Source organism: Hydrogenoanaerobacterium saccharovorans (genome assembly GCF_016901815.1).
GTDB classification, from domain to species: Bacteria; Bacillota; Clostridia; order Oscillospirales; family Ruminococcaceae; genus Avimicrobium; species Avimicrobium caecorum.
The window spans coordinates 15,738-30,755 of sequence record NZ_JACSNR010000001.1 but is presented as its reverse complement, the minus strand read 5'-3'; the positions used below and the strand labels follow the sequence as shown (position 1 = coordinate 30,755).

Below are 15,018 nucleotides of genomic sequence, written 5' to 3'. Positions count from 1 at the left end.
AAGGCGGCGGGAAAATGCCTGAGATCCGTATTATTCCCTTTACGCCGGAATATGCCGGCGAACTGGGACAGCTGCACTGGCAGGTGTGGGAGGAAACCTACCGGGGTCTGATCCCCGATGCCTACCTGGATACCTTCACCCCGGAAAAGTGGACCGAAAAAGCCCGGCGGGATACACTGTCCAGCTTTCTCCTCTTTGAGGATGGGGAACTGGCGGGGTTCGCCAGCTGTTCCGACCCGGCCCGGGAATCGGTGCCGGTGCCGGAGGCTTCGGAGATCGTGGCCTTCTATCTGCTGCGGAAGTTCCAGGGTCAGGGGTTGGCAGGGGCGCTGATGCGGCACTGTCTGGACTTCTGCACCTGTCCGAATGTGGTGCTGTATGTGCTGGAGGGCAACGAAAAAGCCGCTGGATTCTACCGCCATATGGGTTTTGAACCGACCGGGCGTATCCAGCTGGATCACACGCCGTATGGAACTCTGCGGGATCTGGAAATGGTCTGCCGCCGGAAGAGAAAGGAGAACTGACCAATGGAAACGGAACTGAATTTCCGATTTGCAGTGCGGGAGGATACCCCGCTGATCCTCCAGATGATCCGGGAGCTGGCGGATTATGAGAAACTCCTGGACGAGGTAGTCGCCACCGAGCCGGTTCTGGAGGAGTGGCTCTTTGACCGGCAGAAGGCGGAGGTGCTGTTTGTGCTGACCCCGGAGGGGAAGGAGGCAGGCTTTGCCCTGTTCTTCCACAACTTCTCCACCTTCCTGGGCCGGGCCGGTATCTACCTGGAGGATCTCTATGTCCGTCCGGAATACCGGGGCCGGGGGTATGGCAAGGGACTGATCCGCCGTCTGGCTGCCCTGGCAGTGGAGCGGGGCTGCGGACGGCTGGAGTGGTGGTGCCTGGACTGGAACCAGCCCAGCATCGATTTCTATCTCTCGCTGGGGGCAGAGCCCATGTCCGACTGGACCGTCTACCGCATCGCCGGCAAGACCCTCACCGACCTCGCTGCCGAACCCAAGGCATAGAGAATGTCCATCGTGCAGCCGGGCTGTTGAAGCGGCCCGGCATGGGCTCCTGCCGCTTATTGGGAGCAGAGCCCATGTCCGACTGGACTGTCTATCATATCCAGAACAGAAAAAGAAAGCCGTCCGGCATAGCCGGGCGGCTTTTTGCATGGTCGTATGAGGGTCAGGCGGCTTCGGCGGAAAGCTCCGGTTCATAGAGCGCATCCAGCCGATCCTCTCCGCCGAACAGGTTGTTGTACTGGAAGGACTGATAGGCATCGATCAGCGGGGTGAAGTCGTTGGTCTCCAGATGGCTGTAAGCATTGCCCTCCGCATCGGTATAGCCGGGGAAGCAGATGGCAGGCAGGATCTCCTGCACGCCCCAGAGGAACTCGCCATAGCCGGTGGTTTCGATTCCAGCCAGACGCAGCAGCTGCTGCCCCAGGAAGTTCAGGCTGGTGGTGGGCAGCTCCATCTGCGGCAGGTCATAGTTGGCCCAGATGAGATAGGGAACTTCATACTTGCGCATGTATTCCTCCATGCTCATGCCGTCATCGCCCACATTGTAGACCAGATCCAGGAACTCCTGCTCCACCGAGGGCTGATGGTCGCCGAACATTAGAATGATGGTGGGTTCCTCATAGGTGGAGAAGTAGTCCACCAGCATCTGGAACGCCTCGTCCGACTTGTTGGCAAGGGTCAGGTACTGTTCCGCCTTAGGGAACTGTCCGGGATAGTCGGCGACAGTCACTTCGGCGGGATAATCCGCAACTGTATAGCTGCCATGGTTCTGAATGGTCACATTGAACAGGAACAGGGGCTGACCCGGCTCCTTCTGCTCAAACTCCCAGATAATCTGTTCAAAAGAGGTGGCATCGCTGATGTAGCCGTGCTCGGTGGTCACCGGCACATCCAGATCCTCCTCGCATTTGAAGTTGTCAAAGCCCAGTTTGGGATAGGCCAGATTCCGCTGCCAGGAGGTGCGTTCGCCGGGGTGCATGGCAAGACAGTCGTACCCATAGCCGGACAGGATGCTGGCAAGGGATTCGCTGCTCTCGCCCAGATACTGCTGATAGGGGATACTGCCCGAGGGCAGGAATGCCATGGAATTGCCGGTGAGGAATTCAAACTCGCTGGCACTGGTACCGGCGCCGAATACCGAGGCATAGGCATGACCGAACAGGGCGCCGCTGGCATCGATGTGATCGGTCAGGCTCTCGCTGAACTGGACAGTGCCGAAATTCTCATAGTCTGCCCAGGACTCATTCATAATGGCGATGATATTGGGGCGCTCCACTGTGGTGAGGGGCTCAGGGTCCACACTGACCGTCTCCATCAGCTCCTGGATGTAGTCCGGGGAGGTGTTGGAGGGCTCCTCCACCTCCATGAACTGGAAGTTCCGCAGGAAGGCGGTGAGGACGCCGGAGGTGCGGTAGGAGCCGGCCTGATCCCAGACATCGGTGCTGACGCCGAAGCGCCCCAGGGTGCTGGTATTGAGGATGGGGGTAAAGCAGAGCAGTGCCATCAATAGGCAGGCCAGACGGGCCGGAAGGCTCTGCCGCAGCCGTACCCGACCGCCGGACCGGATGGAGCGGTGGATCAGGACAGCGAAGCCCAGCAGGATAGAGAGGGCAGCAGCCATCTCCCAGGTGACATAGAGGTCATAGCTGTCTGCCACAGCCACCGCAGTGCGCAGGGCTGTGAAATCCCAGGGGAGGATGGGCAGGCCCCGGTAGAGGTTGACAAAGTAGTTGGCAACGCCCCAGGCAATGCAGGCCAGATGGACAATCAGGCTGCAGAGCAGCAGGCGGTTGGTGAGGGCAGTGAGCAGGAAAAAGGCAGCGCCGATGCAGATGTAGTTGGCGAGGGTGACTCCCAGGCTGTGATCCCAGGGCATGCTGCCGAACACGAACTGCATCATATAGAAGGAGGTCAGCGGGGTAAAGAAGAGTACACCCCGTCCGATCCATTTTGCCCGCCGCCAGATCCGGGCAAACTGCATATCATTTTGTTCCAAAATTACAACAACTCCAGATATTTTATGAATTGAGGCTGTTATGCCGGACAAAGCCCGCATGGAATGCTTTCAGTATAGCATAATCCACAGCAATTCTCAAAAGAAGCACCCTGTATCTGCGCCGCAGGCGAATACAGAATGCCTCGGGGTATGAGCAGAATGGAATCATCGCCCATTGGGACGAGTCGTCCGGCCATAAAAACAGGTATAAGAGCCGATTTGCGGCTATTATACCATGAAGCGTCAGCGAAATGGTATAACTGGCCATTAGGACGGAAGCAGGCTACGCCTGCGAATCGTCTGGCCGTAAAAACAAGTATAATAGCCGATTTGCGGCTATTATACCATAAACTCTGTGATTTTGCGGAGAAATGTAAAAAACTCTTGCAATAAGTTCAAAAATAGTTTACAATTTTCGCAATACAAGGAGAAAAACCGGATTGTTTGTTCACAGTCCGGTGGGGAAACTGCCTGCGGGGAATGAATTCTTGCCGGGCTTTTTATCGTCCCCGGACAGGAATTTCACCGGACAGGGAAAAGAGAGGTTGAATCACATGAAGCTGCTGGAAGAACGGATTCGCCAGGAAGGTATCGTTAAATCGGGAAGCGTCCTCAAGGTGGACAGTTTCATCAATCATCAGATGGATGTGCTGTTCTTTGACAAGATGGGCGCGGAATTCAAGCGCCTCTATGCCGACGCGCCCATCAACAAGATCCTCACCATCGAGGCCAGCGGCATCGGTATTGCCATCATTGCCGGCCTGCACTTCGGCGTGCCGGTGGTCTTTGCCAAGAAGAGCCGTTCCTCCAATATCTCGGACGATGTCTATCACACTGTGATCCACTCCTACACCCACAACAACGACAACAATGTCATTGTATCCCGGGAGTATCTCAGCCCGGAGGACCATCTGCTCATCATCGATGACTTCCTGGCAAACGGCTGTGCCATGGAGGGTCTTATCGATCTGGCGCACCAGGCCGGCGCAACCGTAGAAGGTCTGGGCATCGCTGTGGAAAAGGGCTTCCAGAAGGGCGGCGACAAGCTCCGTCAGGAGGGCTACCGGGTGGAATCGCTGGCGATCATCGAGTCGATGGACGCCGCCACCGGTGAGATCGTGTTCCGGGAGCAGGACTGACCTGCCCTGGATCTGGAAGGGAGAGAGCAGCATGGAGATCCGCCATCTGACCCCAGCGGAGATCCCCCAGGGGCTGGAGCTGGTCCGGGACGTTTTCCTGGAGTTTGAGGCGCCGGACTACCCGCCTGAGGGAGTGGAGGAGTTCTTCCGCTTTCTGGACGACCCGCAGCAGGCGTCCCTCTGCTTTTACGGCGCCTGGGACGGAACGGTTCTCCGGGGCGTTCTGGCAGCGAGGGAGGAGCACATCTGCCTTCTGTTTGTAAGGCGGGAATACCATCGCCAGGGGACAGCCCGTGCTCTGATCGAAGCCTATTGCCGGGAGCAGACCGGGGCAGTCACAGTCAATTCCTCGCCCTATGCGGTGGAGGCCTATCACCGTCTGGGATTCCGGGATACAGCGCCCCAGCAGACAGTCAATGGAATCACTTTTACGCCCATGATCCGGGAAGTGTGACCCCGCTCACAGAAAAACAGACCGGGTTTGTATTAAAGTAGAGGAAAACAGGGCAGGATGATCCTGTACCCATAAGACCGGTCCCCACCGGACCCCTGAACTGAAAGGATGAATGACGGATGCGTATTACAAAGGATACACTGATCGGCGATATTCTCAAGATGGATATGGGCATGGCCCGCATTCTGATGCAGAATGGTATGGGTTGTGTCGGCTGTCCGGCTTCCGCTCGTGAGAGTCTGGGTGAGGCCTGTGCCGTACATCGTATGGACCCTGAGAAGGTTCTCAGCGAACTGAACGCCTATCTGGACAATCTGTAAGCCGGCGGCCGGGAATACCCGGACAATGCGGGATAACGCAGAACCATCAAAGCAGCCCGAACGCCGGAAGAAAGGCATTCGGGCTGTTTTTTGCATCAAGATACAAGGGAGTTGTGGAAATTATGGCAAAAGTACTTCTGATCAACGGCAGCCCCAACGAGCATGGCTGTACCTACACCGCGCTGCATGAGGTGGAGGGTGTCCTGCGCCGGCACGGCATTGAAACCGAGATCCTCTGGCTGGGACGCAAGCCGGTGGCAGGATGCATCGCCTGCAACACCTGTGCCCGGACCGGACACTGTGTCTTTGGGCCGGAGACCTTTGATGACAAGGTCAACCGGGTGCTGGACGAACTGGACAGCATCGACGCCATTGTCGTGGGTTCGCCGGTCTACTACGCCGCCGCCAGCGGACAGATCACCTCCTTCCTCAATCGGCTGTTCTATGCCGGCGGACGCCGGATGGCCGGTAAGCTGGGCGCGGCAGTGGTCTCCTGCCGCCGGGGCGGTGCCGCTTCTGCCTTTGACCAGCTCAACAAGTACTTCACCATCTGCAATATGCCGGTGGTATCCTCCCAGTACTGGAACCAGGTGCATGGCAATACCCCTGAGGAGGTACTGCAGGATGCCGAGGGTCTGCAGATGATGCGCACTCTGGGCGAGAATATGGCCTGGCTGCTCCGGAGCATCGAAGCCGGAAAGAAGGCCGGTGTTCCCGCTCCGCAGTATGAGCCCAAGGTTGCCACAAACTTTATCCGGTGAGGTGAGTAGAATGCGTCCCATCGATCCCTATTCCTACCACTGCGGCGTCATGGACAGCTTCTGTGAGATTGTCGGCGCCGGTGTCAAGCCCATGGCGCTCAGCCATCCGTTTGCCTCGCCGGAGGAACGGGCCGAGTACCGGGAGTATGCCGCAAAGATGGCGGGACAGTACGGCGTGCTGCTCGCCGAGGAGGACAGCCTGCCGGTGACCCCTCTCTTCCCGGCTGACGCCTGTGAAGGGGTGTATGTCTTTCTCTTCATCGGCAGCCAGGCTGTCCAGGAGCGGTACCGGGCACTCCGGGACCGCACAGCAGAACTGCGCCGCACCGGGCAATATGATCTGCAGTCCCGGCTGGAAGCGGCCCGGGAACTGGGCAGACTGCTGGGATATACACCCGAAGCAGTGGAGCGAATGATCGCTTCCAATCTGGAAGCATAAGGGGCAGTGCCTGTTACACTTGTGTAAATTCCATAAAATAGAACCGGGTTTTCTCACAAATATTCTCATGGTTTTTGGGCAGTCTGCTGGAAAAAGATGATTGAAAAATGGCGGAAAAGCCAGTATAATGAAAAAGGCGGATTTCTTATAACAGGGTAGGACGATCCGCCTTTTTCGTTTTGACAGGCCCGGATCAAACCGGCAGCTTGTCCAGGTAAAACAGGTTATCAAGAACAGGAGAGTAGCTATGAAAAAGGTTTACACAGGCAAGACCAAGAATGTGTATGAGCTGGAAAACGGCAACTACATGCTCGAATTCAAGGACGATGTAACCGGTGAGAACGGTGTATTCGATCCCGGTGCAAACACCGTCGGCCTGAGCATCGAGGGCATTGGCAAGTCCAACCTCAAGATGTCGGTACACTTCTTCGAGATCCTCAAGGCTGCCAGCATCAAGACCCACTATGTCAGCGCTGATCTGGAGAACGGCACCATGGAAGTTCTGCCTGCCAAGGTATTTGGTCATGGTCTGGAAGTAATCTGCCGCATGAAGGCCACCGGCAGCTTTATCCGCAGATATGGCGATTACATTGAGGACGGTACTCCTCTGGACGCCTATGTGGAAACCACCTTCAAGAACGACGCCAAGGGTGACCCGCTGGTAACCGAGGATGGTCTGATCGCACTGGGTGTAATGTCTGCTGAGCAGTATGACTCCATGCGTGCCCTCACCAAGAAGATTGCCAGAGTTGTAGCGGATGAGCTGTCCAAGCACGGCATGGAGCTGTGGGACATCAAGTTCGAGTTCGGCTACAATGGCGACGAAGTAATCCTCATCGATGAGATCGCTTCGGGCAATATGCGCGTCTACAAGGACGGCAAGATCGTAGATCCCATGGATATGGGCAAGTTCCTGTTCGCATAATAGCTATAAAAAGATCTCCGTTCTCTGGCTTCAGCCGGGGGACGGGGATCTTCCTGCTTTCAGCGCGCAGAAAAAACCGCGCCGCATCGGTCATTCGGACCTGCGGCGCGGTTTTTGTTTTTATTCAGGGGTCAGCGGTCGATCCATTCCTCTGCGGTATCGGCAGTTTCCTGGAGGATGCGGAAGTATTCACTGGCATGCCAGCCATCGGCAACCGAATGATGGATCTGCAGGGTTACCGGCAGCATCAGACGGCCATTCTGTTCCGCAGCCTGTCCCACTGTGATGATGGGCGGCAGGAAATCGCCGTCGGTATAGAGATTCAGATTGATCTCGGTATAGTGCAGCCAGGGGATCGAGGAGAAGTTATGTACATTGGGAGGAAAGTTCCCCTGGGGCTGTACGCCGCCCTTTTTGCCCCACAGGGCAATATCCCGGCACATGGCCTCATAGAACTCCCGGAAGGATTCACTGTACGGGGTGTACAGGCTGGAAAACAGTTTGGTTTCCGGATTCCAGACAGTGTAGGCCGGGGAGGTGGTGTCATACCAGCCCACCTGACCTTCGCTGTTGCGGTCAAAGCGCAGGTTGACAATGGAGTTTACTGCACGGGCAGACAGCCAGGTCAGACAGGGCGTCAGCCGGAGCGACCGGGCTTTGGCTGCATGATACAGGACAGTGATGTCCACATTGGCAGTGATGCTGTAAGTACAGCGGGCGTTGTTCATATAGTGCTGATAGTATTCAGCACGGTCCCAGGCGGCAAAATCAATGGGGTGAAACATAGTTGGTTCCTCCGTTTCAGGCGGTTTCGGGTGGATAGGCTCTCACAGATCGAAACCGCCTGACTTGTTTGTGGAACACTCGCTTTGACACATGGCGATTCACCTCGTTTCAGACAGGATACAGGCTCAGACAGACAGAGCCAGGAAAGCGAAATAGCTTGCCAGCACCAGAGCCGGCGGGATAAAGTAGATGGTCTTGCGCAGACGGGGATATTTGCGGCGGCCCTTGGATTTGTAGAGAATGGGCATGGCAATAAAGATGGCGCTGGCAAGGCCGAAGATAAGCAGCAGCCAGGTCTGGCTGGTGGTGACATAGAGTGAACCGCCCGCATAGGTGAGGTCCGCCACAGTGAGGATGGCAAAGTTGAAGAGGTTGCTGCCGAGGATATTGCCGGTCATGGCATTGAAGTTGCCGAGCTTTGCCAGATTGATGGAAGAGGTCAGTTCCGGCAGCGAGGTGGCAACACCCAGCAGCAGGGCGCCGGCGAGGGTAGTGCCGATTTGGTATCTGGAGGCGATGGCATCGGTGGCATAGGTCAGGGCGATGCTGGCAGCCACCAACCCCACGCTGCACAGCACAAAGCGGAAGATAATCTGCTTCATGGAGAGCTGGCTGCTGGCGCCGTCATCGGAATTGGAAACGCCGTCATCCGCGGACATGGTGCGCACGCCGTAGAGGTAGACTGCCAGCAGGACAATGGAGTGGATGCTCACATTGAAGATGGTGAATTCCAGCCCCAGTCCCAGCACCACAATCAGGTAGAGGTAGATGGCAGCCACCAGCACCAGGGACAGGTTGTGGGAGGCGCCGATCCGGGCCCGGCGGAAGCGCTTGGGGAAGGCCAGGAAGAGGGAGGACAGCACAGCGGTATTGAAGATGTCACTGCCGAGGATATTGCCGATGACCAGTTCCGGCTGACCGAGCAGGGCGGTGGCGGAGATACTGGTGAAGAGTTCCGGCAGAGAGGTGATGGCAGCCAGGATCACACCGCCGATGAAGGCGCCGGAGATGCTGGTGCGTTTGTCGATGATGTCCACATAATTGGAGAGCTGGATGGAGAAGCCCATCACAATTACAGCGAGGATCAGATATCCGATAATGATCACAGATTATACCTCCCGGTCATTTCAAATGGAAGAAAAAGTATATCCTTCCGAAGCCGGCGTCTCTGATTCCGATTGTAACACTGCCGGGAATGGAAGTCAAACCCCAGAATGCCGGAGCAGCCGCAGCAGATAATTCTGGCGTTTTTCCAGGGCTGTGAGCTGATGGATGCAGCAGTCGATGAGGTCGCTGTCCTCCGCCATATTGAAGTGGCAGCGGGCTGTTTCCAGCTCCTGCTGGACCAGCCGGAGCTCTTCTTTCGGGGAAAATGGGGTTTCAATGGGGGTACAGGTCTGGGTTTTCATAGGAAATACAGCCTCCGTTCCTTACAGATGGTTCCAGGATACTATATTTCAGAGTCTGGGGGAAAAGAGCTGTTTTTATACCGGTGAAACAAAAAAGCACTCCCGGCCTTTCCGAAAAAAGGCTGGAAGTGCTTCTGCATGCAAAAAGGCGAGCAAACAATAAGCCGAGTTCTGTATTTGACAACAATCTATCTAATCCGTATGTTGCCATACGGCTCAAGCCACCACATCGGAACACGACGGGCCGCCGTATTGTTCCTGTCGGGTGTTGCTTCGGATAGGGTTTGCAGGGCCGTACAGTCTCCTGCACGCCGGTGAGCTCTTACCTCGCCTTTCCACCCTTACCGTGACAAGTCACGGCGGTATATCTCTGTTGCACTTTCCCTATGGTCGCCCACGGCTGCCGTTAGCAGCTATCCTGCCCTGTGAAGCCCGGACTTTCCTCACGCACAGCCTTTCGGCTTTGTGCCCGCTGTTGTCTCGTTTACTCGCATTCCATATCATAGTATATTTTCACCGAAAAGTCAAATCTGTCCTGACCGGCTTTCCCATGTCCGCGGTTCTGTGCTATGATAAACAGGAACAGGATTTTCCATGTGCCGCACGGCTTGATGAAACAGGGCGGAAAAGGCATGCATCGGCGCTGTGAGTTTCCGCCAGTGGGTGCGGATTCCCGGGTTTCCGGAGGCCCCAGTCCCATTGGATTCGCGTAATCCCACCCCTGATGACCGGGCTCTGTCAGGAAATCAGGGTCATGCTGTACGCCTTTTATAAAGTTATAGAAAGGAGCAGTCAAGAATGCTGGAACTGTGTTTTAATGAAGGTGTGGGCGGTCTGCTGGCCTACTGGCAGAGCGGGAAGCAGAAGATCCTCTGTCTGGGGGACGATCTCTCCATCGGCCCGATTGCCGGAGGGCCGGACAGTCAGGAGCGCCGGGAGCAGCTGGTGCGGATTCTCGGTTCCGACCCCTGGGGTGAGCTGCCTGCCGGGGAGTGGATTGATGAAGCCTGGCAGCGCTATTGCCGGACCTGGGAACGCCTGCGCACCCTCCCTGAGGGGACCGAGGTGCGGGTCTGGCTGGACCGGACCCCGGGCAGCCGGTGTGGGTTCCTGGCGTCAGCGGAAGCCCTGGCCTTCCGCAAGGCCCGTGTGACTGCCGCTCTGCTGCCCGAGTGGGTCGCCCGTCCGGATGGTACGGCAGTGGAGTACTCCGGCTGGGGGGAAGCCGGCCCCGAGGAACTGGATGCCCTGCTGGAGGACTGCTGCCGGGGGGTGCCGCAGGTGCTGCTGGGCGGGCTTTCCCACCGGTGGCGGCAGCTCCAGGAGGAAAACACCCCGCTGCGGGCAGTGATAAACGGGCGGCTGCACAGTGTGCCGGAGGACTTCTATGACGGAATGATTCTCTCCCGGCTGCCGGAGGCTGGACAGACCATCCGGCTGGCAGAACTCCTCGGGCGGACGCTGGGGGAGTGCCAGCCCGGCATCGGGGATTGGTGGCTGGCCTGTCGGGCGGAAGCTCTGGCGACAGAGGGCAGGTTCTGTCTCGAACGGGACCCCGATCGCTTCTACAACAGTCATGTGACAGCGTTATAAACGAAACCCCTCCCGGAAATCCCGGGAGGGGGTTGTGTATGGGGTCAGCTCCTCCGGCGGCGGAGGGCGGCGATGCTGTCCACCAGGCACTGGGCAGCCAGCGCCAGCGGGAGGAAGGGGTAGACGTTTTCATCAAACTGCATGAAATACAGAGCCAGTGCTCCGATCAGGCAGAGCCCGTTTATCCACCAGAGGGAGGCAGAAAGCCGGCGGTTCAGCTGGCTTCGCCCTGCCAGCAGAAGCCCATAGCACAGATAGTCGGCAAACAGGAAGAGCCGGCGGGACAGGACATCGAAGGTTTTGGCGGTGTAATCCCACACCAGATAGCGGATCTCCGGTTCCAGCCAGATCCAGGCCATACAGAGGGCAGAGAGCAGCAGGAACCCGGTCAGCGGGCGTGTGTATCCGGACTGTTTCATCTGAGTCCACCTCCTTGCGGCAGAACAGTTCTTTTTATCAGTTTAACATGATGAAGCAGCTCCGGTCAAGATAATGCCGGAAATGCAAAAAAGAGGAGCATGACGCTCCTCTTTTTATATAGGTTAAGGTTTAAGCCTGGGGTTCTGCTTCGGGAAGTTCCTTCCGCTCCAGAATCTCCATGAACTCGTCGCCGGTGATGGTCTCCTTCTCATAGAGGTACTGGGCCAGTTCATCCAGCTTCCGGCGGTTGTCAGTAAGGATCTTCACAGCCTTTTCATACTGCTCCTTGATGAGTTTTACCACTTCCGCGTCAATGCGGGCCTGGGTCTCAGGCGAGCAGCTCAGGGAGGTGTCGCCGCCCAGGTACTGGCTGGTGACCGTTTCCATGGCAACCATGCCGAAGTCATCATTCATGCCGTAGCGGGTGATCATGGCACGGGCCAGCTTGGTAGCCTGCTCAATATCGTTGGAAGCACCAGTGGTAATGGAGTTGAAGGCCACCTGTTCTGCCGCGCGTCCGCCGGTGAGGGTGGCGATCTTGTTGACGATCTCGTCACGGCTCATGAGGTAATGCTCGCCCTCGTCCACCTACATGGTATAGCCCAGGGCGCCGGAGGTACGGGGGATAATGGTGATCTTCTGCACCGGAGCAGAGTGATTCTGCAGGGCAGCCACCAGAGCATGACCGATTTCATGGTAGGCCACAATGCACTTTTCCTTGTCAGTGAGGATGGCGTTCTTCTTCTGGTAACCGGCGATTACCACTTCGATGCTCTCCTCGAGGTCAGCCTGAGTGGCAGTCTTACGACCGTCCCGCACGGCCCGGAGCGCGGCTTCGTTGACGATGTTCGCAAGCTCCGCGCCGGAAGCGCCCGAAGCCATCCGGGCAATCTTGTTGAAGTCCACATCGGGCTCCAGACGGACCTTCCGGGCATGAACCTTCAGAATCTCCTCACGGCCCTTGAGGTCAGGCAGTTCCACCGGCACACGGCGGTCGAACCGGCCGGGACGCAGCAGCGCCGGGTCCAGAGCCTCAGGACGGTTGGTGGCAGCCAGAATGATGACGCCGGTATTGTCCTCGAAGCCGTCCATTTCGGTGAGCAGCTGGTTGAGGGTCTGTTCACGCTCGTCGTTGCCGCCGAACTGTCCGTCACGCTTTTTGCCGATGGCGTCGATCTCATCGATAAAGACGATGCAGGGAGCCTTCTGCTTGGCCTGATCGAACAGATCACGGACCTTGGAAGCGCCCATGCCGACGAACATCTCCACAAACTCCGAACCGGACATGGAGAAGAAGGGCACATTGGCTTCACCGGCTACGGCCTTGGCAAGCATGGTCTTACCGGTTCCGGGAGGGCCCACCAGCAGGATGCCCTTGGGCATCCGGGCGCCGATATCCTTGTACTGGGCCGGGTCATGCAGGTACTGTACGATCTCGGTCAGGCTCTCCTTGGCTTCGTCCTCGCCCGCCACATCGGAGAATTTGATGCCTTCGGAGGATTTCACATAGATCTTGGCATTGCTCTTGCCCAGACCGAACATCATGGAATTGGGTCCTCCGGCCTTATCCATCATCTTTTTGGACATGAACTGTCCGAAGCCGATGAGCAGGATCATCGGCAGTCCCCAGGTGAGCAGGAAATAGAGCCACGGGGAAGTTTCCTCAATGATCTCGCCCCGGGTGGAAACACCGGCATCCAGCAGACGCTGGGTGAGTTCGGTATCGGGCATCATACCGGTCTGATAGATGGTAGTGCCGTCCTTGCTGGTAAAGAGGATCAGGTTTTCCTGGGTCTGAACCTCTGCGGCGCCGACATCCCCTTCCTCCACCATGGTGACGAAGGTGTTGTAATCCACTTCATGGATCTGGCGTTTGGTCAGCCAGGGCATGAACAGGAAATTGAACAGCATGAGCAGCAGAAGCATCAAGCCATAATAATAGATGAGTGGTCGTTTGGGTTGCTTTACTTCATTCATAGGTACGGTCCCTCCCGCAAAGAATTATGTTATCCAAATCCGTCGGCGCAGCGCCCGGTAACAGGAAAATCAACAACATGGTTATCATTATAATGTGTAAAGATAGCCTTTTTATGGTGGAAATATAAACAATAAAATACAGTTTTTAACAATTTGTGACCAAACCGCCGGAGAAGCCCCTCCCTGGTACAACGCACCGTGCTTCCGAAATATCCGCCAGACGATATTTCACTTTGACCGAGAAAATTCCCGTGGGGAAGCTGAGTTTTGGGAGAATGTGAAATTTTTGCGCACTGCTCTTGCAAAGCGGGGAAGTGTCCGGTATAATACAACTTAGATTTTACCAGTGAGGAGCAGATGGCTATGGAAATTAAGAACGAATATCTCCGTGATCTCTACCGCCGTGTGGAGAAGCGTGACCCCAATGAACCCGAATTCCTGCAGGCAGTGGGCGAAGTGCTGCAGTCCCTTGCGCCGGTGGCGGACCGCCGTCCCGACCTCATCGACTGGGGCGTTTTTGAGCGCATTGTTGAGCCGGAGCGCATGATCACCTTCCGGGTGTCCTGGGTGGATGACCAGGGCAAGGTGCAGGTGAACCGGGGCTATCGGGTCCAGTACAATTCCGCCATCGGCCCCTACAAGGGCGGCCTGCGGCTGCATCCGTCGGTGAACGCCTCCATCATCAAGTTCCTGGGCTTTGAGCAGACCTTCAAGAACAGCCTGACCGGTCTGCCCATGGGCGGTGCCAAGGGCGGCAGCGACTTCGATCCCAAGGGCAAGAGCGATATGGAGATCATGCGGTTCTGCCAGAGCTTCATGACCGAGCTGTACCGTCACATCGGCGAGGATACCGATGTTCCCGCCGGTGACATCGGCGTCGGTGCCCGTGAGATCGGCTACCTGTTCGGGCAGTACAAACGCATCCGCAATACCTTCACTGGCGTGCTCACCGGCAAGGGCCTGACCTATGGCGGTTCGCTGGCCCGTACCGAGGCCACCGGCTATGGTCTGCTCTACTTCCTGCGGGAGATGCTCCAGAAGATGAAGCATGAGCCGGTTGCCGGCAAGACCGCTGTGATCTCCGGTTCGGGCAATGTGGCGATCTATGCCTGTGAAAAGTCCCAGCAGCTGGGCATGAAGGTGGTAGCCATGTCTGACTCCGCCGGTTATGTCTATGATGAAAAGGGCATTGACCTCGCTGTGGTCAAGCAGATCAAGGAAGTGGAGCGCGGACGCATCAAGGCCTATGCCGAGCGGGTGCCCGGCGCGGTTTACACCGAGGGCTGCAAGGGCATCTGGACCATTCCCTGCGATGTGGCTCTGCCCTGCGCCACCCAGAATGAGCTGGATCTCGCCGGAGCCGAGGCACTGGTGGCCCATGGCGTCATGGCAGTGTGCGAGGGCGCCAATATGCCCACTACCCCCGATGCCGCTGAGTTCTTCCAGAAGAACGGCGTGCTGTTTGCTCCGGGCAAGGCTTCCAATGCGGGCGGCGTATCGGTGAGCGGTCTGGAGATGAGCCAGAACTCGATGCGTTACAGCTGGACCTTTGAGGAAGTGGACCGCAAGCTGGAGGAGATCATGAAGGGCATCTTCCATGCGGCCTACACCGCCGCTGAGGAGTACGGCTGCTCCGGCGACCTCATTGCCGGCGCCAACATTGCCGGTTTCCTCAAGGTAGCTGAGTCGATGAAGGCTCAGGGCATTGCCTACTGATGCCTGGAACTTCTGCCGGGGATTTGTAAAGAAACTTAAAACTTGCTGGAAAGAAGCCTGC

At 57.0% G+C, this 15,018-nt stretch carries 15 protein-coding genes, 1 other RNA gene and 1 pseudogene; 10 read left to right on the top strand and 7 right to left on the bottom strand.

Annotation, left to right across the window (positions count from 1 at the left end; all coding sequences use genetic code 11):
• Positions 1–14 precede the first annotated feature (14 nt).
• Positions 15–524: a GNAT family N-acetyltransferase gene (locus H9X81_RS00150; protein WP_204719153.1), complete on the top strand. Its 510-nt coding sequence runs from the start codon at positions 15–17 to the stop codon at positions 522–524.
• Positions 525–527: 3 nt separating this feature from the next.
• On the top strand, positions 528–1,022 hold the full coding sequence (locus H9X81_RS00145; protein WP_177503060.1) for a GNAT family N-acetyltransferase: 495 nt from the start codon (positions 528–530) through the stop codon (positions 1,020–1,022).
• A gap of 163 nt (positions 1,023–1,185) precedes the next feature.
• Here the strand turns inward: H9X81_RS00145 and H9X81_RS00140 are convergent, their stop codons facing one another.
• Positions 1,186–3,018: an LTA synthase family protein gene (locus H9X81_RS00140; protein ID WP_243423867.1), complete on the bottom strand. Its 1,833-nt coding sequence runs from the start codon at positions 3,016–3,018 to the stop codon at positions 1,186–1,188.
• A 554-nt stretch (positions 3,019–3,572) separates the two neighbouring features.
• Between H9X81_RS00140 and H9X81_RS00135 the strand changes: the two genes are divergently transcribed.
• From H9X81_RS00135 to H9X81_RS00110, 6 genes are all read left to right on the top strand, one after another.
• Positions 3,573–4,157 (top strand): xanthine phosphoribosyltransferase, encoded by a 585-nt coding sequence (locus H9X81_RS00135; protein ID WP_177503062.1) that lies wholly within the window; start codon positions 3,573–3,575, stop codon positions 4,155–4,157.
• A gap of 31 nt (positions 4,158–4,188) precedes the next feature.
• On the top strand, positions 4,189–4,611 hold the full coding sequence (locus H9X81_RS00130; protein WP_191391802.1) for a GNAT family N-acetyltransferase: 423 nt from the start codon (positions 4,189–4,191) through the stop codon (positions 4,609–4,611).
• Positions 4,612–4,730: 119 nt separating this feature from the next.
• Positions 4,731–4,931, top strand: coding sequence for a DUF1858 domain-containing protein (locus H9X81_RS00125; protein ID WP_177503066.1), 201 nt, complete (start codon positions 4,731–4,733; stop codon positions 4,929–4,931).
• 122 nt (positions 4,932–5,053) lie between these two features.
• Positions 5,054–5,692 (top strand): flavodoxin family protein, encoded by a 639-nt coding sequence (locus tag H9X81_RS00120; RefSeq protein ID WP_204719152.1) that lies wholly within the window; start codon positions 5,054–5,056, stop codon positions 5,690–5,692.
• Between the two features lie 10 nt (positions 5,693–5,702).
• Positions 5,703–6,131 carry a hypothetical protein gene (locus H9X81_RS00115; RefSeq protein WP_204719151.1) on the top strand — a complete coding sequence of 143 codons (429 nt, stop codon included), beginning with the start codon at positions 5,703–5,705 and terminating at the stop codon, positions 6,129–6,131.
• Positions 6,132–6,378: 247 nt separating this feature from the next.
• Positions 6,379–7,056: a phosphoribosylaminoimidazolesuccinocarboxamide synthase gene (locus tag H9X81_RS00110; RefSeq protein WP_204719150.1), complete on the top strand. Its 678-nt coding sequence runs from the start codon at positions 6,379–6,381 to the stop codon at positions 7,054–7,056.
• A gap of 131 nt (positions 7,057–7,187) precedes the next feature.
• On the opposite strand, the gene H9X81_RS00105 is transcribed toward H9X81_RS00110, so the two are convergent.
• The 4 genes from H9X81_RS00105 to rnpB all read right to left on the bottom strand — a co-directional run bounded on the left by H9X81_RS00105 (position 7,188) and on the right by rnpB (position 9,742).
• Positions 7,188–7,841, bottom strand: coding sequence for a CatA-like O-acetyltransferase (locus tag H9X81_RS00105; RefSeq protein WP_177503074.1), 654 nt, complete (start codon positions 7,839–7,841; stop codon positions 7,188–7,190).
• Between the two features lie 126 nt (positions 7,842–7,967).
• Complete coding sequence (locus tag H9X81_RS00100) at positions 7,968–8,948, bottom strand: cation transporter (RefSeq protein WP_204719149.1); 981 nt, start codon at positions 8,946–8,948, stop codon at positions 7,968–7,970.
• A 96-nt stretch (positions 8,949–9,044) separates the two neighbouring features.
• A complete protein-coding gene (locus tag H9X81_RS00095) occupies positions 9,045–9,251 on the bottom strand; it encodes a DUF2508 family protein (RefSeq protein ID WP_191391807.1) in 207 nt (68 codons plus the stop codon).
• Between the two features lie 145 nt (positions 9,252–9,396).
• Positions 9,397–9,742, bottom strand: an RNA gene (gene rnpB / locus H9X81_RS00090) — RNase P RNA component class A.
• A 307-nt stretch (positions 9,743–10,049) separates the two neighbouring features.
• On the opposite strand from rnpB, the gene H9X81_RS00085 reads away from it, so the two are divergent.
• On the top strand, positions 10,050–10,844 hold the full coding sequence (locus H9X81_RS00085) for a DUF3658 domain-containing protein (protein ID WP_204719148.1): 795 nt from the start codon (positions 10,050–10,052) through the stop codon (positions 10,842–10,844).
• A gap of 44 nt (positions 10,845–10,888) precedes the next feature.
• Here H9X81_RS00085 and H9X81_RS00080 read toward each other — a convergent pair whose 3' ends face one another.
• Positions 10,889–11,263: a hypothetical protein gene (locus H9X81_RS00080; protein WP_177502253.1), complete on the bottom strand. Its 375-nt coding sequence runs from the start codon at positions 11,261–11,263 to the stop codon at positions 10,889–10,891.
• Between the two features lie 130 nt (positions 11,264–11,393).
• Positions 11,394–13,241, bottom strand: a pseudogene (ftsH, locus tag H9X81_RS00075) (ATP-dependent zinc metalloprotease FtsH).
• 363 nt (positions 13,242–13,604) lie between these two features.
• Between ftsH and gdhA the strand changes: the two are divergent.
• A complete protein-coding gene (gene gdhA / locus H9X81_RS00070) occupies positions 13,605–14,957 on the top strand; it encodes an NADP-specific glutamate dehydrogenase (protein WP_204719147.1) in 1,353 nt (450 codons plus the stop codon).
• The last annotated feature ends 61 nt before the right edge of the window (positions 14,958–15,018 follow it).